Raw genomic sequence first — 21,113 nt, 5'->3', positions numbered from 1 at the left:
TCCGAGACCTGTACAACGTCCGTGTGCAGTCACCGGAAGGCGGCCCCACGCCGCTGACCGAGGAGGAGGAGCAACGCGCGCGGGCGGTGCTGTTCAACGACCTCGGCAACACCATCGCCGAACGGGGCTGGGTCCGCTTCCCCGCGTACTCGCCCGAGGAACGCCGCCGACAGACCGCGCGACGGCCCCTACGCCCGGGGCGCCCGCGCCCCCGCACCGGCCGTGACCGTCATCGGCGAACTCCGGAACGACAGCACCACGGCCAACGCGCATCCGCCGGTGATCGCCCAGTCGGCCAGGTTCATCACGCTGAAGTCCCGGACGGCGATGAAGTCGACCACCGCGCCCTGGAAGTCGCCCGGGGTGCGGAAGAGGCGGTCGGTCAGGTTGCCGAGGGCGCCGCCGAGGAGGAGGCCGAGGGCGACCGCCCACGGGGTGCTCGCCAGGCGGCGTGAGTAGCGGGCCACGACGACGACCACGGCCGTGGCGACCAGGGTGAAGACGATCGTCGTCGCGGCACCCATGCCGAAGGCGGCGCCGGGGTTGCGCTGGACCCGCAGCACGAGCCAGTCCCCGAGCACCGACACGGTCGTACGGCCTTCGAGCTTCGCGACCACCGCCAGCTTGGTCCCGAGGTCGACGGCGTACGCGAGGGCCGCGACCGCCCACAGCAGGTAGGCGCGCCTGCGCACACCCGTCGTCACGTCCGGCATGCTCGCCCTCCCGGCCCTCGTCGCACCACGGACGGCGCGCTCCCCGCAGGGAACGTATCCCGCTCAGGGGCTTCCCGTCACCGTCCGCCCACCCGCCCCCGCAGCTCACGCCGCAGTATCTTGCCCGACACCGCCCGCGGCACCGTCTCGATGAATTCGACCTCCCGGACCTTCTTGTACGGGGCCACCCTCTCCGCCACCCACGCCATCAGGTCCTCCGCCGTCACCGCCGCGCCCGCGCACCGCACCACGCAGGCCTTCGGGATCTCGTTGCCGTCGGGGTCCCGGACGCCGATGACCGCCGCGTCCGCCACCCCCTCGTGGCCGAGCAGCAGCGCCTCCAGCTCCGCGGGGGCGACCTGGTAGCCCTTGTACTTGATGAGCTCCTTCACGCGGTCGACCACGAAGAGCCAGCCCGCCTCGTCCACCCGGCCGACGTCGCCGGTGTGCACCCAGCCGTCCGGGTCGATCATCTCGGCGGTGGCGTCGGGGCGGCCCAGGTACCCCTTCATGACCTGGGGGCCCCGGATCAGGATCTCGCCGGGCTCCCCGGCCGGGGCGTCGGCAGACGGGTCGTCCAGGGACACGATCCGCATCTCCGTGTTCGGGAGCAGCGTGCCGACCGCGCCCGGCGGCGGGTTCTCGGCGGCGAGCGGGACGACGTGCGTGCCCGGGGACAGCTCCGTCATGCCGTACGCCTGGCGGACCGGCGGCAGCCCCAGGCGGCGGGAGCACGCGGCGGCCAGCTCCGCGTCGAGCGGGGCTGCGGCGCTGACGATGTACTCCAGCGAGGACAGGTCGTAGCGGTCGACCACCGGGTGCTTCGCGAGCGCCAGCACGATCGGCGGAGCCACGTACAGGCCGTTGATGCGGTGCGTCTCGATCGCCGCCAGGAACTGCGCGAGGTCGAAGCGCGGGAGGACGACGACCGTCGCGCCCAGCCGCAGCGGGGCGTTCATCAGGGCCGTGAGTCCGTAGATGTGGAAGAACGGGAGGACCGCCAGGATCCGGTGTCCTTCCCCCAACGGCACGAACGGGCTCAGCTGTTCCAGGTTCGTCGCCATCGAGCGGTGCGTCAGCATCACGCCCTTCGGCGCGCCCGTCGTGCCCGAGGAGTACGGGAGGGCGGCGACGTCCTCCGCCGGGTCCACGGTCACCATCGGTTCCGGGGCGGTCGTGGTGAGCATGTCCAGGAGCGAGGTGTGCCCTTCCGCGTGGTCGCAGACGAACACCTCCTCGATGCCGCCCACGAGTTCGGCCGCCCGGCGCGCGACCGCGAGCAGCGGGGACACCGTGACGATCCAGCGCGCGGCGGAGTCGCGGAGCTGCTTCGCGAACTCCTCCGCCGTGGCCAGCGGGTGCACCGTCGTGACCGTGGCGCCCGCCCGCGTCGCGGCGTGGAAGACGGCCGGGTACGCGATGGTGTTCGGGCTGTGCAGGGCGAGCACGTCGCCCTTGACCAGACCGGCGGCGGCGAGCCCGGCGGCGATCCTGCGGTGGAACGCGTCGAGCTGCGCGTAGGTGAGGCGGCTGGACTCGTTGGTGCCGTCGATCAGGGCGATGGTCTCGCCGAACCGCTCGGTGGCGTGCCCGAGCACCGCGTCGTGGATGGCGGCGTCGAGCGGCTGGACGTCGGGGTAATCGCTGCGGAACACGTGCGCCATGCTGGGTCGGTCCCTTCGATGCGGTGGGGGGCGGCCTCTGGCTTGTGTACGGGCAACTGTGCGCTTCTCAGTAGGACTTGGGGAGACCCAGGGTCTGGTGGGATACGTAGTTCAGGATCATTTCCCGGCTGACGGGCGCGATCCGCGCCACCCGCGCCCCCGTGATCAGCGAGGCCAGCCCGTACTCACGGGTCAGCCCGTTGCCGCCCAGCGTGTGCACCGCCTGGTCCACCGCCCGCACGCACGCCTCGCCCGCCGCGTACTTCGCCATGTTCGCCGCCTCACCCGCGCCGAAGTCGTCGCCCGCGTCGTACAGCCGGGCGGCCTTCTGCATCATCAGACGGGCCAGTTCGAGTTCGATGTGCGCCTGGGCCAGCGGGTGAGCGACCGCCTGGTGGGCGCCGATCGGCTCCTTCCAGACCTGGCGCGTCTTCGCGTACTCGACCGCCCGGCCGAGCGCGTAACGCCCCATTCCGATCCCGAAGGCGGCGGTCATGATGCGTTCCGGGTTGAGGCCCGCGAACAGCTGGAGCAGCCCCGCGTCCTCATCCCCCACCAGCGCCTCGGCGGGCAGTCGCACGTCGTCCAGGACCAGTTCGAACTGCTTCTCCGGGGCGTGGACCTCCATGTCGATCCGGTTCCGCTGGAAGCCGGGCGTCTCGCGCGGGACGATGAAGAGGCACGCCTTGAGCTTGCCGGTCCTCGCGTCCTCCGTACGGCCGACGATCAGCGTGGCGTCCGCGATGTCCACACCGGACACGAACACCTTGCGGCCGGTGAGCAGCCAGTCCCCGCCGTCCCGGCGCGCCGTGGTCGTGATGCGGTGCGAGTTGGAGCCGGCGTCCGGCTCGGTGATGCCGAACGCCATGGTGAGGGAGCCGTCGGCGAGACCCGGGAGCCACTGCCGCTTCTGCTCCTCCGTGCCGAAGCGGGATATCACCGTGCCGCAGATCGCGGGCGACACGATCATCATCAGGAGCGGGGAGCCGGACGCGCCCAACTCCTCAAGTACGATGGACAGTTCCGCCATGCCCGCGCCCCCGCCGCCGTACTCCTCGGGGAGGTTCACGCCGAGGAAGCCCGCCTTCGCGGCGTCCGCCCACAGCTCGCGGGGGTGGCTGCCCTCGCTGACGAGGGACTGCATGTATGGACGCCCGTAGCGCTTCCCGAGGGCGGCGACGGCGGCGCGCAGGGCCTGGTGCTCTTCGGTTTCGAGGACGGTGCTCGTGCTCATGCGGGCTGCTCCTCAGAGGGGTCCGTGGATGATTCCGTGACGACGGCGAGCAGGGCGCCGACCTCCACCTGGAGGCCGGGCGCGGCGTGCAGGGCGGTGAGCGTGCCGGAGGCGGGGGCGAGGATGCGGTGCTCCATCTTCATCGCCTCCAGCCAGATCAGCGGCTGCCCGGCCTCGACGGCCGCCCCCTCCGCGAGGCCGTCCGCGAGGCGGACCACCGTGCCGGGCATGGGGGCGAGCAGCGAGCCGGGCTCGGTGCGGTCGGCCGGGTCGGTGAAGCGGGGCAGGGCGGTGAAGGTGTACGCGCCGGAGGCGGTGTCCACGTACGCCCTGGTGTCGTGGACGGTTACGTGGAAGGTCCGCGTCACCCCGCCGGTTTCCAGCGTGACGCGGTCGGGGGCGGCGGCCACGACGCGGACGCCGTCGTCGGGGACGGACAGCCCGTCGCGGCCGGAGCGGTACGTGATCGTGTGCTCGACGCCGTCCGGCTCGCTCCGGTAGCCCCGGGCCTGGGGGCGGGACGGCAGGTTCCGCCAGGCGCCGAAGCGGGCGACGCCGCCCGCCTCCGCACCCCGCGCCGCCCCCGCCAGGGCTGCCGCGGTGGCCGCGAGCCGGGCCTCAGCCTCGTCCCGCGCGGTGGTCAGCTCCGGAAGGTGGCGGTCGTAGAACCCGGTGTCCAGCCGCCCGCCCACGAAGTCCGGGTGCCGCAACGACCTCACGAGCAGGTCCCGGTTGGTCACCGGTCCGTGGACGCGCGCCCGCTCCAGGGCGTGGGCGAGCAGCCGCACCGCCTCGGCCCTGGTCGGCGCCCGGGCGATCACCTTGGCGATCATCGGGTCGTAGTGCACGCCGATCGTGTCGCCCCCGGTATACCCGGTGTCGAGCCGCACCCCCGGCACGTCCAGCGAGAGCAGTGCTCCGGTCTGCGGCTGCCAGTCCCGCGCCGGGTCCTCCGCGTACAGCCGGGCCTCCACGGCGTGCCCGGACGGTGCCGGGGGCCCGGCGGCGGGCAGCGGCTCGCCCTCCGCGATCCGGAGCTGGAGCGCGACGAGGTCGAGCCCGTACACCTCCTCGGTCACCGGGTGCTCCACCTGAAGCCGCGTGTTCATCTCCAGGAAGTACGGCCGCCCGTCCGGGGCGACCAGGAACTCCACGGTCCCGGCGCCCCGATAGCCCACGGCCCGGGCGGCGGCCACCGCCGCCTCGTGCAGCCGCTCGCGCAGCTCGTCCGGCAGGCCCGGCGCGGGCGCCTCCTCGATGACCTTCTGGTGCCGCCGCTGGAGCGAGCAGTCCCGGGTCCCCAGCGCCCACACCCCGTCGTGCTCGTCCGCCATCACCTGGACCTCGACGTGCCGGCCGCGCTCCACGTACGGCTCGGCGAACACCTCCCCGTCCCCGAACGCGGACAGCGCCTCGGCCCCGGCGGCGGTCAACTCGCCCGGCAGGTCCCCCAGGTCCCGCACGATCCGCATCCCGCGCCCCCCGCCGCCCGCCGCCGCCTTCAGCAGCAGCGGCAGGTCCTCGGCGGTCGCGGCGGCCGGGTCCACCGGCGCGAGGAGCGGCACCCCGGCGGCGGCCATCAGCTCCTTGGCGCGGGTCTTCGACGCCATCAGCTCGATCGCCTTCACGGGCGGCCCGATCCACCGCAGCCCGGCGTCCTGCACGGCGGCGGCGAAGTCCGCGTTCTCGGAGAGGAACCCGTACCCGGGGTGCACCGCGTCCGCCCCGGCCGCGAGCGCGGCGGCGACGACGAGATCGCCGCGCAGATACGTGTCGGCGGGGACCGCGCCCGGCAGCCGTACGGCGGTGTCGGCCTCCCGGACGTGCAGCGCACCGGCGTCCGCGTCGGAGTACACGGCGACGGTGGCGATGCCGAGGGTCCGGCAGGTGCGGAAGATCCGGCAGGCGATCTCGCCCCGGTTGGCGACCAGCAGACTCTTGATCATCTCAGCTCACATCCGGAAGATTCCGAAGCCGCCCCGGGTGCCCTCGACCGGCGCGGTGTGGATGGCGGACAGGCACAGCCCGAGGACGGTCCGGGTGTCGCGCGGGTCGATGACCCCGTCGTCGTACAGCCGCCCGGACAGGAACATGGGCAGGGACTCGGACTCGATCTGCTGCTCGACCATCGCGCGCAGGGCGGCGTCCGCCTCGTCGTCGTAGGGGCGGCCCTTCGCGGCGGCCGAGGCGCGGGCGACGATGGAGAGCACCCCGGCGAGCTGCTGCGGGCCCATGACGGCGGACTTGCTGCCGGGCCAGGCGAAGAGGAAGCGCGGGTCGTACGCCCTGCCGCACATGCCGTAGTGCCCGGCGCCGTAGGAGGCGCCCATCAGGACCGAGAGGTGCGGGACCCTGGAGTTCGACACCGCGTTGATCATCATCGCGCCGTGCTTGATGATGCCGCCCTGCTCGTACTCCTTGCCGACCATGTAGCCGGTGGTGTTGTGCAGGAAGAGCAGCGGGATGTCCCGCTGGTTGGCGAGCTGGATGAACTGCGCGGCCTTCTGCGACTCCTCGCTGAACAGCACGCCCTGCGCGTTGGCGAGGATGCCGACCGGGTAGCCGTGCAGCCGCGCCCAGCCGGTGACCAGGCTCGTCCCGTACAGCGGTTTGAACGCGTCGAAGTCCGAGCCGTCGACCAGCCGGGCGATCACCTCGCGCGGGTCGAACGGCACCTTCAGGTCGCCGGGCACGATCCCGATCAGCTCGTCCTCGTCGTACTTGGGCGGCTCGACCGGGCCCGGATCGGTGTGCGCCTTGCGCCAGTTGAGGCGGGCGACGATGCGGCGGGCCTGGCGCAGCGCGTCGTGCTCGTCGACGGCGAAGTGGTCGGCGAGCCCGGACGTACGGGCGTGCATCGCGGCGCCGCCGAGCGATTCGTCGTCGCTCTCCTCGCCGGTCGCCATCTTGACCAGAGGCGGTCCGCCCAGGAAGACCTTGGAGCGCTCCTGGATCATCACGGTGTGGTCGGACATGCCGGGGACGTACGCGCCTCCGGCGGTGGAATTGCCGAAGACGACGGCGACGGTGGGGATTCCGGCGGCGGAGAGCCGCGTGAGGTCGCGGAAGAGCGCGCCGCCGGGGATGAATATCTCTTTCTGGGACGGCAGATCGGCGCCCCCGGACTCGACCAGGCTGATGACCGGGAGCCGGTTGGCGAAGGCGATCTCGTTCGCCCGCAGCGCTTTCTTCAGCGTCCAGGGATTCGACGCCCCGCCGCGTACGGTCGGGTCGTTGGCGGTGATCAGGCACTCCACGCCCGCCACCACCCCGATCCCGGTGACGAGCGAGGCGCCGACCGCGTATTCGCTGCCCCAGGCGGCGAGCGGCGACAGCTCCAGGAACGGCGTGTCCGGATCGAGCAGCAGCTCGACGCGCTCGCGGGCGAGCAGCTTGCCGCGCCCGCGGTGCCGCTCGACGTACTTCTCGCCGCCGCCCTCCAGCGCCTTGGCGTGCGCGGCCTCCAGCTCGGCCAGCTTGTCGAGCATGGCGGCCCGGTTGGCCGCGTAGTCGGGGCTCGCGGTGTCGAGCCCGGTGGGCAGGACGGTCATGCGGGCACCTCCAGAAGGGTCACGGGTATCTCCAGGTGGCGGGCGCGCAGCCACTCGCCCAGCGCCTTGGCCTGCGGGTCGAAGCGGTGCTGTGCGGCGACGCCTTCGCCGAGCAGCCCGTGCACGGTGAAGTTCAACGCCCGCAGGTTGGGCAGGACATGGCGTACGACGGTGAGCCCGGTGGTCTCCGGGAGGAGTTCCCGGAAGCGGTCGACGGTCAGCTCGTGCGCCAGCCACCGCCACGCGTCCGCGTCCCGGACCCACACCCCGACGTTGGCGTCCCCGCCCTTGTCCCCGCTCCGGGCCCCGGCGACGCGGCCGAGCGGGACGCGGCGGGTGGGGCCGTGCTCCAACGGCGCCGGCAGATCGGGCTGTCCGACGCCCTCAAGCTCCAGCGTCCGAGCGGGATGATCAATGGTGCGGCGCGTCCCATCCGGCAGTACGGCGAAGTGCTCCACGTCCTCCGCCGCCACGTACCGCGCCTCGAACACCCCGTAGGGCGCGCCCTTCCCGGGCGGGGCGGTGACATGGAAGCCGGGGTAGCTGCCGAGGGCCAGCTCGATCGCCGCGCCGGACAACGCCCGCCCCACGGCGTCCTGTTCGCGGTCCCGGACGACCAGCCGGAGCAGCGCGCTCGCGGTCTCCTCGGTGTCGGCGTCGGCCCTGTCCGTGCGGATCAGCTCCCAGCGGACCTCCTGCGGCCGGCGTCCGGCGCGTGCGAAGGCGTCCGCGAACTGGTCCTGGACGAGAGCCGCCTTGGCCTCGATGTCGAGCCCGGTGAGCACGAAGGCGACCTCGTTGCGCCAGCCGCCGAGCCGGGTGAGCCCGGCCTTGAGCGTGGGCGGCGGGGCCTCCCCGCGTACGCCGGAGACCGCGACCCGGTCCGGCCCGTCCTGCGTCAGCCGTACGGTGTCGAGACGGGCGGTGACGTCGGGGCCCGCGTACCGGGCTCCGCCGGTCTCGTACAGGAGTTGGGCGGTGACCGTGCCGAGGTCCACGACGCCCCCGGTGCCGTCGTGCTTGGTGATGACGGAGCTGCCGTCCGCGTGGATCTCCGCGACCGGGAAGCCGGGGCGGCGGATGTCGTGGTCGCGGAAGAAGGCGTAGTTGCCGCCCGTCGCCTGCGTGCCGCACTCCAGGACGTGTCCGGCGACGACGGCCCCGGCGAGCGCGTCGTGGTCCTCGGGGCCCCAGTCGAAATGGGCGGCGGCTGGGCCGGTGACGAGGGCGGCGTCCGTCACCCGGCCGGTGACGACGACCTCGGCACCGGCCCGCAGGCAAGCCGCGATGCCTGCCCCACCAAGGTACGCGTTGGCCGTGAGAAAGCCCTCCGGTACGGGGATGTTGTCGCCCTCCACGTGCGCGACCCGCACCGGCACGCCGACCTTCTCGGCCAGCTCCCGGATCGCGTCGGCGAGCCCGGCCGGATTGAGGCCGCCCGCGTTGGCGACGATCCGCACCCCGCGCTCGCGGGCGAGCCCGAGCCCGTCCTCCAACTGCCGTAGGAACGTGGAGGCGTAGCCGCGCGTGGGGTCCTTCAGGCGGCTGCGGCCGAGGATGAGCATCGTCAGCTCGGCGAGGTAGTCACCGGTGAGGACGTCGAGCGGGCCGCCGGTCAGCATCTCGCGCAGGGCGTCGAAACGGTCGCCGTAGAACCCGGAGGCGTTGCCTATGCGGAGGGGCGCGGGGTCCGTCATCGATCCCCCTTCGGCGCCCGGCCCGCCCCCGCAGGCCCCGCGAATGCCTGGGCGATCGACAGCCAGGCATCGGCGTCCGCCCCCTCCGCGCGCACCGCCAGGTCGTCGCGGTGGGCGCGCTGCGTGACGAGGAGGCAGAAGTCGTGCAGCGGCCCGGTGACCCGCTGACCGGCACCCTCGGGGCCGTACGTGATCAACTCGCCGTCCGGCGCGACCAGTTCCACGCGGAATTCTTCAGTGGGCGGCTGCTTCCCCCGTACGAAGTAGGCGTAGTCGCGGGCCCGGACGCCGATGCGGGCCACGTGCCGGAGCCGGGCGGTCGGGGTACGAGTGGCCCCGAGGGCGTCGGCGATGTCCTGGCCGTGCGCCCAGGTCTCCATCAGCCGCCCGGTCGCCATGGAGGCGACGCTCATCGGCGGCCCGTACCAGGGGAACTTCGACCCGGCGGGTGCGGCGCGCAGGGCCTCCTGCAAGCGCTCGCGGCCCTCGCGCCAGCGGACGAGCAGCGCGTCCGGCGGGTAGGCGGCGACGACCTCGTCGGCGGCCCGGCCCACGAAGCCCTCGGGGTCCTCCATGGCCCTCGCCACCTCGTGCCCGAAGCGGCCGGGGTCGGTGACGGAGATCAGCGCGACATCGTCGGTCCAGCTCAGGTGGGCGATCTGATGGGCCAGGGTCCATCCGTCGGCCGGGGTCTCCCCCGCCCACTGTCTCGCGGTCGCCCCGGCGACGAGCAGATCGAGCTCCAGGCTCTCGCTGCGCAGATCGTCCAGCACGGCTGAGGCATCGGACACGGTGCGCTCCCCTCGGGGCATGACGGCGTGCCCGGGAGCCTGCCAGCGCGACGTAAAACAATCAAGCATGCTTGCATGATTTTTTTACGGTGCCCGGCCTCGCGCTTCGGTCAGCGGGCGCGGCGCTCGGCTTCGGCATGCCACCAGCGGGGCGGCGACGCGCCGGTCACCCGGGACGACGACTGGTCGGGATGCAGCCCGAGCGGGCGCAGCGCGTCGGCGCGCACGCGGACGTCGAACCAGCCGTGCCAGTGCCCGTCGGCGCCGGCACCGCAGGCCAGGTCCACCTGGATCTCGCCCGGTGCGAAGGGCATCCAGTCGATGCCCCGGTCCCGCAGTCAACCGCGCACGGCCGCCATCGGGGGGAGGCGGCCGGGCAGGTTCTCGTAGGCGGCGACGGTGATCCACTCGGCGGGCGAGGTGTCCATGGACCCATGATGCCGGGCGGGCCTTCCACTCAACGAGCGGGCCGGCGGGGCGCCTTCGCCCCGGACTCCTCCGGCTCCGGCCCTGACCCCGGCTCCGGCTCCGGCTCCGGGGAGGCCACCCGCTCGCCTGCCACACGCGGCGCTGCCGCGTTCCGCAGCAGCGTCGCCGCCAGCACCAGCGCTACGGTGACGAGCCCCGCGCCCACCCGGAAGGCGAGCCGGTAGCCGGAGGTCAGGGCCTCCCCCGTGCTCGTGCCCCCGCCGAGCAGCGTGTCCGTGTGCGAGGTGGCGAGGGTGCTGAGGACGGCGAGGCCGAAGGCGCTGCCGATCTGCTGCATGGTGTTGAACATGCCGGACGCGATGCCCGAGTCCTCCGGCGTCGCCCCGGACATCGCCAGCGTGGCGAGCGACGGCATGGCGAGGCCGAAGCCCGATGCCCAGCGGCAGCAGGGCCGGGAGAACGTCCGTCGCGTAACTCCCGTCCGCCGGTACGCGCCCCAGCACCGCGAGCCCCGCCGCGATGAGCGCGAGCCCCGGCAGCAGGACCGTGCGCGGGCCGAAGCGGGCGATCAGCGAGGGCGCGAGGCCGAGGGACAGGGCACCGATGGCGACGGAGACCGGGGAGAGACCGAGCCCGGTACGGATCTCGTCGTACCCGAGCACCTTCTGCACGTACAGCACGCACAGGAACTGGAAGCTGAACATCCCGGCCACCATCAGCGCCTGGATGCCCATCGCCCCCGCGACCACCCGCGACCGGAACACGCGCAGCGGAAGCAGCGGGTGGGCCGCCCTCGCCTGACGCACCACAAAGCCGAGAAGCAGGGCGAGGGCGGCGGCGCCGAGGCCCAGCGTGTGCACCGAGGCCCAGCCGTGCGCGGCGGTCCCGACGATCGTGTAGACGCCGAGCATCAGCGCGGAGGTGACCAGGAGGGCACCGGCGGCATCGGCCCCCCGGCCCAGCCCGGACCCGCGTTCGGGCGCGAGGACGCGTCCGGCGGCGAGCACGGCGGCGGCGCCGATCGGCACGTTGATGACGAAGATCCAATGCCAGCTGAGGGCCTGCGTGAGGACGCCGCCCGCGAGGAGGCCCAGCGAGCCTCCGGCGGACTGGACGAAGCTGTAGACGCCGATCGCCCTCGCCCGCTCCCTGGCCTCGGGGAACAGCGTCACCACCATGCCGAGCGTCCCCGCCGAGGTCACGGCGCCGCCGACGCCCTGGACGAACCGGGCGGCCAGCAGCATCGCCGGGTCCTGTGCGAGCCCGCACAGCAGGGACGCCGTCGTGAAGAGGGCCAGACCGGCGACGAAGACGCGCTTGCGTCCGACGAGGTCGCCGAGCCGGCCGGAGAGCAGCAGCAGGCCGCCGAAGGGGACGAGATAGATGTTGACCACCCAGGCCAGGGCGGACGGCGAGAAGCCGAGGTCGCGCTGGACGGCGGGCAGCGCGACGTTGACGACGGTCCCGTCGAGGATGACCATCAGCTGACCCGCGCAGAGGACGGCGAGGGCGCGCCAACGCGAGTGCGGGGCGGCTGTTTCGGTTCGCGACACGGCGACTACCTCCAAAGGTGCACGTCTTGTTACAGGCGTCATCCTCTGTAACCATCAGCCGTGGCGTAAGGAGGCACTTTCATGTCACGCAGTCACACCGATGTGTCCGACCAGGTCATCAGCGAGGCGTGCCCGCTCACCGAGGTCCTCGACCATGTGGCGGGCAAGTGGAGCATCGGGATTCTGGTCGCGGCGGCGCACGGGCCGGTCCGGTTCACCGAGCTGGAGCGGACCATCACGGGCATCAGCCGCCGCATGCTCACCCTGAACCTGCGCAAGCTGGAGCGCGACGGGCTGCTGATCCGGACCGTGTATCCGACGGTGCCGCCCAAGGTGGAGTACAGCCTCACGCCGATGGCCCGCGAGCTGCACGCCACGCTCACCGGGCTCGTCGGCTGGGCGGAGCGCCACCGGGCGGACATCACGGCGGCCCGCGCCGCGTTCGACGCGGGGAGCGCGGCGGGCGCCGCGAAGGCGCCCTGACCGGCTACCGCTTCGCGACTCCCCGCACCTGACTCCGCACCGCCCCCATGCTCGCCCCGATGACCAGTGCGATGGCGAGGGCGTCCGTGACGGACAGGGCCTGGTGGAGGATGAGGAATCCGGCCATGGCGGCGATCGCCGGTTCCAGGCTCATCAGGATGGCGAAGGTGGGCGCGGGCAGGCGGCGCAGCGCGATGAGTTCCAGGGTGTACGGGAGCACGGAGCTGAGCAGCGCGACGGCCGCGCCGAGCCCGAGCGTCGTGGGGACGAGGAGCTTGGAGCCCGCGTCCATGATGCCGAGGGGCAGTGAGAGGAGCGCGGCGACCACCATCGCCAGGGCGAGGCCGTCGGCCTGCGGGAAGCGGCGGCCGGTGCGGGCGCTGAAGACGATGTACGCCGCCCACATCGCCCCGGCCCCCAGCGCGAAGGCGGCGCCCACCGGGTCGAGCCGGTCGAAGCCGCCGCCGCTGAGGAGGACGACGCCGCCGAGGGCGAGGGCCGCCCAGACGACGTTGACCAGGCGGCGCGAGGCGATCACGGACAGGGCGAGCGGGCCGAGCACTTCGAGGGTGACGGCGGCGCCGAGCGGGATGCGGTCGGCGGCCTGGTAGAACAGCGTGTTCATGCCGCCCATGGCGATGCCGAAGGCGATCACGGTGCCCCAGTCGGCGCGCGAGTGGCCGCGCAGTTTCGGGCGGCAGACGACGAGCAGGACGAGCGCGGCGGCGGCCAGCCGCAGCGTGACGACCCCGAGCGCCCCGGCCCGGGGCATCAGCAGCACCGCGATGGCGGCGCCGAACTGCACGGACAGCCCGCCCGCGACGACCAGCGCGACCGGGGCGAGCGCGGCCCGCCGCCCGCCGGGCCGCTCCGGACCGCCGAGCGCCGGCGAGGCGACCGCCTCCGGCACGGCGACGGCGGCGGCTGCGGCCGGTTCTGCGGCGGTGGTGGTGGGCCGGTCATTCACTGGGGCCTGTCCTTCTGAGTCCTGAATCGTGCGGTATTTCCACTCCCCCCAGGCTAACGGTCATAAATTGACAAGTTGAAATCAGAAACAGAACAGTTTTCACCACAAGTTCTTCCCAACCAGTTCCCCAATTCTCATATAGTGACGGGGACTTACTGGTGAATCAGCTGTTCCAGTTGTCCCGCTTGTCTCTGGTGCCACGCTCGTCCGAACCGCCCCGTCCGCCGCCGTCCGCCCCAAGGACTCCGCTTTGCGCCCCTCTACCCGGCCGACCGCACTGGCCCTTCCGGTCACGGTGGCCCTCACCGCAGCCCTGAGCGTGTGGGCGACCTTCGCCGCTCCCGAATCGGCCAGGACCGCGGTGGCCTGGGGCTCCGGCGGGGCCGCCCTGCTGCTCGTGGCCGCCGTCACCACCGCCGTCCACGCCCGGGCCACGGTGCGCCGGCTCCGCGAGACGCACGCCGCCGAGAGCGGCCGGTTCACGGCGGAGGTCTCGCGCATGGTCTCGGCCTCCGCGGCCGAGGCCCAGAAGTTCACCGCGGAGAACGCCCGCGTCAAGGCGGCCGCCGCCGCGGAGACGGCGAAGGTCAAGGAGGCGGCCGAGGCCGGCACCGCCCGCCTCACCACCGAGAACGCCCGGCTGAAGGCCCGCGCCTCGCGCGCCGAGACCGAGCGCTCCGCAGCCCTCACCGCCTGCGCCAACGCGGCCGGCCGGATGCAGGCCCTGGCCACGAGCATGCTCGCCGACCTCCGCGAGATGGAGCACCGGCACACCTCCGAGGACGTCCTCGCCGACCTGCTCCACCTCGACCACCGCACCGCCCAGGCCGGCCGCCTCGCCGACTCCATCGCCGTGCTCACCGGCGCCCGCTCCGGCCGGCGCTGGGCCAAGCCCATCGTCATGGAGTCCGTGCTGCGCGGCGCGATGGGCCGGATCAGCGGCTACCAGCGCGTCCGGCTCCACTCCACCAGCGATGTCGCCGTCGCCGGTCACGCCGCCGAGGGCGTCATGCACGCGCTGGCCGAGCTCCTCGACAACGCCGCGAACTTCTCGCCGCCCACCGCCGAGGTCCATGTGTACGTGGAGGAGGTCCCGGCCGGGATCGTCGTCACCGTCGAGGACAGCGGCCTCGTCATGAGCGATGTGCAGCTGCGCCGGGCGGAGCGCGCGGTGGCCGCCGAGGACGCCGACCTCACCGGCCTGACCGGCACCCGCCTCGGGCTCGCCGTCGTCGGCCGGCTGGCCCGCAAGCACGGCCTGACCGTCTCCTTCCGGCCCTCCGCACGCGGCGGTACCGGCGCGCTGATGATGCTCCCGCAGGAGATCATCACCCGCACCACCGCGGTCCGGGCCGCCCCGGAACCCGCGTCCGCCCCCGCCGAGCCCGAGCCCGTCCACACCCTGGGGACGGACCCCGCCGCCCGGCCCGCCGCCCCGGAGCCCATGCGCTCCGACTCCGCGTCGGACACCACCGGCAACCTCCCGAAGTTCGGCGAGAGTGGCCTGCCCAAGCGTTCGCGCGGGCGCACCCTGGCCGCCGCCGAGGCCAGGGCCCGGGCCACCGCCCCCGAGCCCGCCCGGGAGACCGCCGCCGCGGCCGACGCACCCGACCCCAAGGCCCGGGCGGCCCGCTTCAGCAGCTTCCGCAACGCAGTACGGCCCGACTCCCCACCCCCGGAGGACAGCTCCCGATGACCGCGACCACCGACGAGAAGCTCAACTGGCTGCTGGAGGGGCTCCTCGAACGGACCCCCGGCGCCCGGCACGCCCTCGTGCTGTCGAGGGACGGCCTCAAGCTGTGCCGTACGCCGGAACTCTCCGTCGACCAGGCCGACCAGCTCGCCGCGATCTCCGCCGGCATCCAGAGCCTGTCCCACGGCGCGTCCGTGGAGTTCGGCAACGGCAGCGGCGGCGTCCGCTCCGCCATGGCCGAGTTCTACGGCGGCATCCTGTTCATCGTGGAGGCGGGCGCCGGCGCCCACCTCGCGGTCGTCGCCGCCGAGAGCGCCGACGTGGGCCTCGTCGGCCACAACATGAGCGAGCTGGTCGAGCAGCTGGGCGAGCACCTGGTCGCCCCGCCGCGCGAGGCCGTCGACGCGGTCGCCGCCGCCCGGGGCACGGCCGTATGACGCCCCGCCCCCGCCCCGGCAGGGACGACGCGCCGGACCGGCTCTACACCCTGACGGGCGGCCGCACCCGGTCCGACTCCGCCGCCTTCGACCTGGTCACGCTGGTCGTCGCCGAGTGCGAGCCGGCCCCCGGCATGCAGTCGGAGCACGTCGCGATCCTGCGGATGTGCGAACGGCCCACCGCCGTCGTGGAGATCGCCGCCGATCTCGACCTGCCCGTCAGCATCGTGCGCATCCTGCTCTGCGATCTGCTCGACACCGGCCGGATCAGCGCCCGCCATCCGCGTACCGCACGCGTATCGGACCGGCTTCCCGACCCCGACATCCTGGAACAGGTGCTCGTTGGACTCCGCAACCTCTGACCGCGCCGCCCTGAGAGCGACGGCCGACAACGGACTGAAAATAGTCGTGGTCGGCGGCTTCGGGGTCGGCAAGACCACCATGGTCCGATCCGTGAGCGAGATCCGTCCGCTCAACACGGAGGAGACGATGACCCGTGCGGGCGAGGCGGTCGACCACCTCGACGGCGTCGGGTCCAAGACGTCCACCACGGTCGCCTTCGACTTCGGCCGGATCAGCCTGGACGAACGCTCGGTGCTCTACCTGTTCGGCGCGCCCGGCCAGGAGCGCTTCTGGTTCCTGTGGGACCGGCTGTTCTCCGGCACCCTGGGCGCCGTCGTCCTCGTCGACACCCGGCGCCTGGCCGATTCCTGGTACGCGATCGACCGCCTCGAACACCACGGCACGCCGTTCATCGTCGCCTGCAACGACTTCGGCGGCCCGCTCCACACCGAGCAGCAGATCCGGGAGGCGCTCGACATCTCGCCGGACGTCCCGCTCGTGGAGTGCGACGCGCGCGACCGGTCGTCCAGCAAGTACGTGCTGATCACCCTCGTCGAGCACCTGCACCGGCTCTCGGCGGCCCGTGCCGGGGAGGCCCCCGCGCCCGCCGAGGGCGCCCCCGCCCTGACCCCGGAGCCCACCCCGTGACCGAGTGCCCCCACGCGTCCGGTGCCGTGCCGCTGTCCGGACCCCGCTTCCAGGGCGAACCGGCGGCGCTCTACCGCGAGCTGCGGCGCGACCACGGACCGGTCGCCCCGATCGTGCTGCCCGGTGACGTCCCGGCCTGGCTCGTCCTCGGCTACCGCGAGCTGCACCAGGTCACCGGGGACCCGGCCCTCTTCTCCCGCGACTCGCAGCTGTGGAACCAGTGGGACGCGATCCCCGAGGACTGGCCGCTGATGCCGATGATCAGCCGGGACCAGCCGTCGATCCTCTACACGGTCGGCGAGCGCCACAGCCTCCGGGCGGCCGTGATCTGCGAGGCGCTGGAGGCCACGAACCCCTTCGAGCTCAAGAAGGGCACCGAGGAGTTCGCGGACGAACTCATCGACGCGTTCTGCGCGGCCGGTTCGACGGACCTCGTCGCCGACTACGCGATGCTCCTCCCCGTACGCGTCCTGGCGAAGCTGTACGGCTTCTCCGACGACAAGGGCCCCGCCCTCGTCACCGCGATGAACGACATGATCAACGGCGGGCCCGGCGCGCTCGCCGGGCAGCGGCACATCGCCGGCTCCGTGTACGCGCTGCTCGCCGACCGGCGCGCCGAGCCCGGGGACGACGTCGCCTCGCGGATGCTCGCCAACACCGCCGGGTTCACGGACGAGGACGTGGCCCGGGACCTCATGGTGATGATGGCGGCCGGGCACCAGCCGACCGCCGACTGGATCGGCAACTCGCTGCGCCTGATGCTCACTGACGACCGCTTCGCCGCCTCGCTCTCCGGCGGCCGGCACAGCGTCGGCGAGGCGATGAACGAGGTGCTGTGGGAGGACACCCCCAGCCAGAACATCGCGGGCCGCTGGGCCGCCCGCGACACGCACCTCGGCGGCCGCCACATCGAGGCCGGCGACCTGCTCGTCCTCTCCCTCGCCGGGGCCAACGCCGACCCCCAGGTCCGTACGGACGGCTCCACGCTCACCGGCGGCAACAACGCGTTCTTCTCCTTCAGCCATGGCGAGCACCGCTGCCCGTTCCCGGCGCAGGAGACCGCCGAGGTCATCGCCCGTACGGCTATCGAGGTCATCCTCGACCGGCTGCCCGACGTGGACCTCGCCGTCCCCGCCGAGCGGCTGACCCGGCGCCCTTCCCCCTGGCTGCGCGGCCTGACCGACCTGCCCGTGACCTTCACGCCCACCCCCGCTCTCGGAGGCCCCCGATGACCGCGCCCGCCGCAGAAGAGACCGACCGCATCGTCCTCGACCCCTTCGTCACCGACCTCGCGGGCGAGAGCGCGCGGCTGCACGCGGCGGGCCCGCTCGCCCGGGTCGAGCTGCCGGGCGGGGTGCCCGTCTACACCGTCACGCACTACGCGGAGGCGAAGGCGCTGCTCACCGACAGCCGCCTGGTGAAGGACATCAACGTGTGGGGCGCCTGGCAGCGCGGCGAGATCCCGCTCGACTGGCCGCTCATCGGCCTGGTCAACCCGGGCCGCACCATGCTCACCGCCGACGGCGCCGAACACCGCCGGCTGCGCGGCCTGGTCGCGCAGGCGCTCACCGTGCGCCGGGTGGAGCGGCTGCGCGAGGGCATCGAGGCCCGCACGAAGGTGCTGCTCGACCGTCTGGCGGAGCACGTGGCGGGCGAAACAGTGGACCTGAAGGCGGAGTTCGCCTACCCGCTGCCGATGAACGTGATCAGCGAGCTGATGGGCATCGACTCGGCGGACCTGCCGAGGATGAAGGAACTGTTCGACAAGTTCTTCTCCAACCTGACGCCGCGCGCCGAGGTCCCGCAGATGATGGCGGACATCCACGCCCTGTTCTCGCGCATCCTGGCCGAGAAGAAGGAGTCCCCCGGCGACGACCTGACCGGGGCGCTGCTCCTGGCGTCCGAGGACGGGGACCACCTCACCGACGACGAGATCCTCAACACCCTGAAGCTGATCATCGCGGCGGGCCACGAGACGACGATCAGCCTCATCGTGAACGCGGTGGTCGCGCTGGAGACCCACCCCGAGCAGCGGCGGGCGGTGCTGGCCGGCGAGGTGGGCTGGGACGGGGTGATCGAGGAGACGCTGCGCTGGTCGGCGCCGACCTCGCACATCCTGATCCGGTTCGCCACGGAGGACATCCGGGTGGGCGACCGGGTGCTGCCGAAGGGCGAGGGCGTCATGACGTCGTTCGCGGCCCTCGCGCACGACGAGGGGCAGTGGGGGGCGTCGGCCACGGAGTTCGACGTGACCCGCTCCCCGAACCGCCACATCTCCTTCGGGCACGGCCCGCACGTCTGCCCGGGGGCCGCGCTGTCCCGCCTGGAGGCGTCGGTGGCGCTGCCCGCGCTGTACGCCCGCTTCCCGGAGCTGTCCCTCGCCGTCCCGGCGTCGGAGCTGCGCAACAAGCCGATCGTGACGCAGAACGACCTGTACGAACTCCCGGTCACACTGCGCTGACATCGTACGCACGGAGAAACGTACGGATGTTCCTCCGACGACCACGGGTCGGACTGTCTGTCTCATCCGACGGACAGGGGTACGTAGCCGCCGCACCGAGGCACTACGCTCCGACCCGTGGCCGACATCCAGATTCCCGCTGACATCAAGCCCGCAGACGGGCGCTTCGGCGCCGGTCCCTCCAAGGTGCGGACCGAGGCGCTCGACGCGCTGGCCGCCACCGGCACGTCTCTGCTCGGTACGTCCCACCGCCAGGCCCCGGTGAAGAACCTGGTCGGCGCGGTCCGCGAGGGCGTACGCGACCTCTTCTCCCTCCCCGAGGGCTACGAGGTGATCCTGGGCAACGGCGGCTCCACCGCCTTCTGGGACATCGCGACGCACGGTCTGATCGAGTCGAAGTCCCAGCACCTGAACTTCGGTGAGTTCTCCTCGAAGTTCGCGAAGGCCGCCAAGCTGGCCCCGTGGCTGGCGGACCCGACCGTCATCGCCTCCGACCCGGGCACCCACCCGGACCCGCAGGCCGAGGCGGGCGTCGACGTCTACGCCTTCACGCACAACGAGACCTCCACCGGTGTCGCCGCGCCGATCAAGCGCGTCGCGGGCGCCGACGAGGGCGCGCTCGTCCTGGTGGACGCCACCTCCGGCGCGGGCGGCCTCCCGGTCGACATCGCCGAGACGGACGTCTACTACTTCGCCCCGCAGAAGTCCTTCGCCTCCGACGGCGGCCTCTGGATCGGCGTCTTCTCGCCGGCCGCCCTGGAGCGCGCGGCCCGGATCCACGCCTCGGGCCGGCACATCCCGGAGTTCTTCTCGCTGCCCACGGCGATCGACAACTCGCTGAAGAACCAGACGTACAACACCCCGGCGCTCGCCACGCTCTTCCTGCTGAACGAGCAGCTGACGTGGATGAACACCCAGGGCGGCCTGGACTTCACGACCGGCCGCACGGCCGCCTCCTCCGGCCACCTGTACGGCTGGGCCGAGGAGTCCAAGTACGCGACCCCGTTCGTCACCGACCCGGCCAAGCGCTCCCAGGTCATCGGCACGATCGACTTCGCGGACGAGATCGACGCCTCCGCGATCGCCAAGGCCCTCCGCGCCAACGGCATCGTGGACACCGAGCCGTACCGCAAGCTCGGCCGCAACCAGCTCCGCGTGGCGATGTTCCCGGCGATCGACCCGTCGGACGTGCAGGCCCTGACGGCGTGCATCGACTACGTGATCGAGAAGCTGTAGCCCGTACGCCCCGGAACGGCCCTGCGCACCGCGAGGTGTGCGGGGCCGTTTCTGCTTCGCCCGACCCTGCGACGAACGGAACCGCTGGGCAGCTCGTACGACCGCCACGAGGTGCACGCCCCCGGCCGGCAGGCGCCCCTGCCCGCATCGATCGGCGCCGAGGTGAGCCTCGATGTCGCCGAACTGATCCAGGCGGACCGCGCCAAGCCCCGCACGCCGGACGCCTGAGGCGCTAGAGCCCCAGCCCCCACCGCTCCTCGCCGTCCTCCCACTCCCCCGTCCGCGCCAGGCCCGCCCCGGCGGCCACCGACGCCGACGCGGCGTGTTCGGGGTGAATGTGTGCGACGACGGTCGTGACGCCCACCTCCCGGAGATGCGCGACCAGGCCCCGGGCCGCTTCCCCGGCGTACCCACGGCCCTGCCAGGGGACGCCCACCACCCAGGCGATCTCGGCGCGGTCGCCGCGTACCGTCGCCTGCACGTACCCGACGAGGGCGTCGCCGGACCGCAGCACCCAGTTCCACCACAGCTCGCCGGGCTCCGGCGCCCCGGCGGTCTGCCGTGCGTACCGCGCCCGCAGGGCCTCGGCGGTCTCCGGCTCGCCTCCCGTGAACGCGTGCAGGGCCGGGTCGGCGAGGACGGCTGCCATCTCGTCCGCGTACTCCACCCGCAGGGGCAGCGCGTCCAGGCGGGGGGTGGCGAAGGGCTCGGGGGCGCGGGGGCTCATGGTCAGGGGACCATACGCGAAACCCCTGCGGGGCGCACCGCGCCCGGATGAGCGGCGGCCCGTACCGGCGGACCATGGAGGCATGGATACGATCCCGCAGTTCAAGCCCTTCGTGAAGCAGTACGCGGTCCTGCTGAGCACGCGGCGGCAGGACGGGACGCACGCCGACACCCCGGTGAACATCGCGGTCGAGGGCGACCACGCCTACATCCGGACGTTCTCCTCGGCGTGGAAGGTGGAACGCATGCGCAACCACCCGAGGGTGCGGATCGGCCCGTGCACCGTACGCGGCCACCCCACGGGCCCCCAGATCGAGGCCCACGCCCGCCTCCTCCCGGCGGGCTCGAAGGAGAACACGCACGCGTCGCGGATGCTGTCCCGCAAGTACCCGGCGATGCAGGGCGTCCTCGTCCCGCTGACCCACCGGCTGAAACGGGACCGGACGCTCCATTACGAGATCCGGCCCCTGGATTCCTGAGTCAAGTCC

19 protein-coding genes and 2 pseudogenes are annotated in these 21,113 nt (G+C 72.9%); 10 read left to right on the top strand and 11 right to left on the bottom strand.

Features of this window, described 5'->3' with window-relative positions; all coding sequences use genetic code 11:
* Nucleotides 1-188: 188 nt before the first annotated feature.
* The 9 genes and pseudogenes from lspA to ACFZAT_RS00270 all read right to left on the bottom strand — a co-directional run bounded on the left by lspA (nucleotide 189) and on the right by ACFZAT_RS00270 (nucleotide 11,560).
* Nucleotides 189-713, bottom strand: coding sequence for a signal peptidase II (lspA, locus tag ACFZAT_RS00310; RefSeq protein ID WP_391258018.1), 525 nt, complete (start codon nucleotides 711-713; stop codon nucleotides 189-191).
* 77 nt (nucleotides 714-790) lie between these two features.
* Nucleotides 791-2,377 carry an AMP-binding protein gene (locus ACFZAT_RS00305; RefSeq protein WP_391258016.1) on the bottom strand — a complete coding sequence of 529 codons (1,587 nt, stop codon included), beginning with the start codon at nucleotides 2,375-2,377 and terminating at the stop codon, nucleotides 791-793.
* Between the two features lie 67 nt (nucleotides 2,378-2,444).
* Entirely contained in the window at nucleotides 2,445-3,611 is a 1,167-nt protein-coding gene (locus ACFZAT_RS00300; protein ID WP_391258012.1) for an acyl-CoA dehydrogenase family protein, read from the bottom strand.
* Entirely contained in the window at nucleotides 3,608-5,557 is a 1,950-nt protein-coding gene (locus ACFZAT_RS00295; protein ID WP_391258010.1) for a biotin carboxylase N-terminal domain-containing protein, read from the bottom strand. The genes ACFZAT_RS00300 and ACFZAT_RS00295 overlap by 4 nt, the downstream gene beginning before the upstream one ends.
* 6 nt (nucleotides 5,558-5,563) lie before the next feature.
* Complete coding sequence (locus tag ACFZAT_RS00290) at nucleotides 5,564-7,162, bottom strand: carboxyl transferase domain-containing protein (RefSeq protein WP_391258007.1); 1,599 nt, start codon at nucleotides 7,160-7,162, stop codon at nucleotides 5,564-5,566.
* Nucleotides 7,159-8,859, bottom strand: a complete 1,701-nt coding sequence (locus ACFZAT_RS00285) for an acyclic terpene utilization AtuA family protein (protein WP_391258005.1) — start codon at nucleotides 8,857-8,859, stop codon at nucleotides 7,159-7,161. Before ACFZAT_RS00285 ends, ACFZAT_RS00290 begins: the two co-directional genes overlap by 4 nt.
* Nucleotides 8,856-9,650: a TIGR03084 family metal-binding protein gene (locus tag ACFZAT_RS00280; protein ID WP_391258003.1), complete on the bottom strand. Its 795-nt coding sequence runs from the start codon at nucleotides 9,648-9,650 to the stop codon at nucleotides 8,856-8,858. The genes ACFZAT_RS00285 and ACFZAT_RS00280 overlap by 4 nt, the downstream gene beginning before the upstream one ends.
* Nucleotides 9,651-9,760: 110 nt before the next feature.
* Entirely contained in the window at nucleotides 9,761-9,964 is a 204-nt protein-coding gene (locus ACFZAT_RS00275) for a hypothetical protein (RefSeq protein ID WP_391258000.1), read from the bottom strand.
* A gap of 143 nt (nucleotides 9,965-10,107) precedes the next feature.
* Nucleotides 10,108-11,560: pseudogene (locus tag ACFZAT_RS00270) on the bottom strand (MFS transporter).
* Nucleotides 11,561-11,713: 153 nt separating this feature from the next.
* On the opposite strand from ACFZAT_RS00270, the gene ACFZAT_RS00265 reads away from it, so the two are divergent.
* Nucleotides 11,714-12,115: a winged helix-turn-helix transcriptional regulator gene (locus ACFZAT_RS00265; RefSeq protein WP_391257997.1), complete on the top strand. Its 402-nt coding sequence runs from the start codon at nucleotides 11,714-11,716 to the stop codon at nucleotides 12,113-12,115.
* Between the two features lie 4 nt (nucleotides 12,116-12,119).
* Here the strand turns inward: ACFZAT_RS00265 and ACFZAT_RS00260 are convergent, their stop codons facing one another.
* The gene (locus ACFZAT_RS00260; protein ID WP_391257994.1) at nucleotides 12,120-13,082 is read right to left on the bottom strand and encodes an EamA family transporter; all 963 of its coding nucleotides are present in this window, start codon (nucleotides 13,080-13,082) and stop codon (nucleotides 12,120-12,122) included.
* Between the two features lie 250 nt (nucleotides 13,083-13,332).
* Here ACFZAT_RS00260 and ACFZAT_RS00255 point away from each other — a divergent pair, with 250 nt between their 5' ends.
* The 8 genes and pseudogenes from ACFZAT_RS00255 to ACFZAT_RS00220 all read left to right on the top strand — a co-directional run.
* Nucleotides 13,333-14,778, top strand: coding sequence for an ATP-binding protein (locus ACFZAT_RS00255; RefSeq protein ID WP_391257991.1), 1,446 nt, complete (start codon nucleotides 13,333-13,335; stop codon nucleotides 14,776-14,778).
* On the top strand, nucleotides 14,775-15,212 hold the full coding sequence (locus ACFZAT_RS00250; protein ID WP_391257988.1) for a roadblock/LC7 domain-containing protein: 438 nt from the start codon (nucleotides 14,775-14,777) through the stop codon (nucleotides 15,210-15,212). The genes ACFZAT_RS00255 and ACFZAT_RS00250 overlap by 4 nt, the downstream gene beginning before the upstream one ends.
* A complete protein-coding gene (locus ACFZAT_RS00245; RefSeq protein ID WP_391257985.1) occupies nucleotides 15,209-15,574 on the top strand; it encodes a DUF742 domain-containing protein in 366 nt (121 codons plus the stop codon). The genes ACFZAT_RS00250 and ACFZAT_RS00245 overlap by 4 nt, the downstream gene beginning before the upstream one ends.
* The gene (locus tag ACFZAT_RS00240) at nucleotides 15,555-16,202 is read left to right on the top strand and encodes an ATP/GTP-binding protein (protein ID WP_391257982.1); all 648 of its coding nucleotides are present in this window, start codon (nucleotides 15,555-15,557) and stop codon (nucleotides 16,200-16,202) included. Before ACFZAT_RS00245 ends, ACFZAT_RS00240 begins: the two co-directional genes overlap by 20 nt.
* On the top strand, nucleotides 16,199-17,434 hold the full coding sequence (locus ACFZAT_RS00235; RefSeq protein WP_391257979.1) for a cytochrome P450: 1,236 nt from the start codon (nucleotides 16,199-16,201) through the stop codon (nucleotides 17,432-17,434). The genes ACFZAT_RS00240 and ACFZAT_RS00235 overlap by 4 nt, the downstream gene beginning before the upstream one ends.
* On the top strand, nucleotides 17,431-18,663 hold the full coding sequence (locus ACFZAT_RS00230) for a cytochrome P450 (RefSeq protein WP_391257977.1): 1,233 nt from the start codon (nucleotides 17,431-17,433) through the stop codon (nucleotides 18,661-18,663). Before ACFZAT_RS00235 ends, ACFZAT_RS00230 begins: the two co-directional genes overlap by 4 nt.
* Nucleotides 18,664-18,780: 117 nt before the next feature.
* On the top strand, nucleotides 18,781-19,899 hold the full coding sequence (gene serC, locus ACFZAT_RS00225; protein WP_391257974.1) for a phosphoserine transaminase: 1,119 nt from the start codon (nucleotides 18,781-18,783) through the stop codon (nucleotides 19,897-19,899).
* A 75-nt stretch (nucleotides 19,900-19,974) separates the two neighbouring features.
* Nucleotides 19,975-20,127: pseudogene (locus tag ACFZAT_RS00220) on the top strand (Uma2 family endonuclease); the annotation flags it as partial.
* A 4-nt stretch (nucleotides 20,128-20,131) separates the two neighbouring features.
* Here the strand turns inward: ACFZAT_RS00220 and ACFZAT_RS00215 are convergent.
* The gene (locus tag ACFZAT_RS00215) at nucleotides 20,132-20,626 is read right to left on the bottom strand and encodes a GNAT family N-acetyltransferase (protein ID WP_391257971.1); all 495 of its coding nucleotides are present in this window, start codon (nucleotides 20,624-20,626) and stop codon (nucleotides 20,132-20,134) included.
* Between the two features lie 82 nt (nucleotides 20,627-20,708).
* Between ACFZAT_RS00215 and ACFZAT_RS00210 the strand changes: the two genes are divergently transcribed.
* On the top strand, nucleotides 20,709-21,104 hold the full coding sequence (locus ACFZAT_RS00210; protein WP_391257968.1) for a PPOX class F420-dependent oxidoreductase: 396 nt from the start codon (nucleotides 20,709-20,711) through the stop codon (nucleotides 21,102-21,104).
* The last annotated feature ends 9 nt before the right edge of the window (nucleotides 21,105-21,113 follow it).

Origin of the sequence: Streptomyces sp. NPDC008163, assembly GCF_042956885.1 — a bacterium.
GTDB lineage: Bacteria > Actinomycetota > Actinomycetes > Streptomycetales > Streptomycetaceae > Streptomyces > Streptomyces drozdowiczii_A.
This window is presented reverse-complemented; position numbering and strand designations above follow the sequence as displayed.

What these genes read in the sequence shown, in the direction of transcription:
- lspA (WP_391258018.1), bottom strand. Translation starts at nt 713, where the DNA reads ATGCCGGACGTGACGACGGGTGTGCGCAGGCGCGCCTACCTGCTGTGG.
- ACFZAT_RS00305 (WP_391258016.1), bottom strand. Translation starts at nt 2,377, where the DNA reads ATGGCGCACGTGTTCCGCAGCGATTACCCCGACGTCCAGCCGCTCGAC.
- ACFZAT_RS00300 (WP_391258012.1), bottom strand. Translation starts at nt 3,611, where the DNA reads ATGAGCACGAGCACCGTCCTCGAAACCGAAGAGCACCAGGCCCTGCGC.
- ACFZAT_RS00295 (WP_391258010.1), bottom strand. Translation starts at nt 5,557, where the DNA reads ATGATCAAGAGTCTGCTGGTCGCCAACCGGGGCGAGATCGCCTGCCGG.
- ACFZAT_RS00290 (WP_391258007.1), bottom strand. Translation starts at nt 7,162, where the DNA reads ATGACCGTCCTGCCCACCGGGCTCGACACCGCGAGCCCCGACTACGCG.
- ACFZAT_RS00285 (WP_391258005.1), bottom strand. Translation starts at nt 8,859, where the DNA reads ATGACGGACCCCGCGCCCCTCCGCATAGGCAACGCCTCCGGGTTCTAC.
- ACFZAT_RS00275 (WP_391258000.1), bottom strand. Translation starts at nt 9,964, where the DNA reads ATGCCCTTCGCACCGGGCGAGATCCAGGTGGACCTGGCCTGCGGTGCC.
- ACFZAT_RS00265 (WP_391257997.1), top strand. Translation starts at nt 11,714, where the DNA reads ATGTCACGCAGTCACACCGATGTGTCCGACCAGGTCATCAGCGAGGCG.
- ACFZAT_RS00250 (WP_391257988.1), top strand. Translation starts at nt 14,775, where the DNA reads ATGACCGCGACCACCGACGAGAAGCTCAACTGGCTGCTGGAGGGGCTC.
- ACFZAT_RS00245 (WP_391257985.1), top strand. Translation starts at nt 15,209, where the DNA reads ATGACGCCCCGCCCCCGCCCCGGCAGGGACGACGCGCCGGACCGGCTC.
- ACFZAT_RS00230 (WP_391257977.1), top strand. Translation starts at nt 17,431, where the DNA reads ATGACCGCGCCCGCCGCAGAAGAGACCGACCGCATCGTCCTCGACCCC.
- ACFZAT_RS00215 (WP_391257971.1), bottom strand. Translation starts at nt 20,626, where the DNA reads ATGAGCCCCCGCGCCCCCGAGCCCTTCGCCACCCCCCGCCTGGACGCG.
- ACFZAT_RS00210 (WP_391257968.1), top strand. Translation starts at nt 20,709, where the DNA reads ATGGATACGATCCCGCAGTTCAAGCCCTTCGTGAAGCAGTACGCGGTC.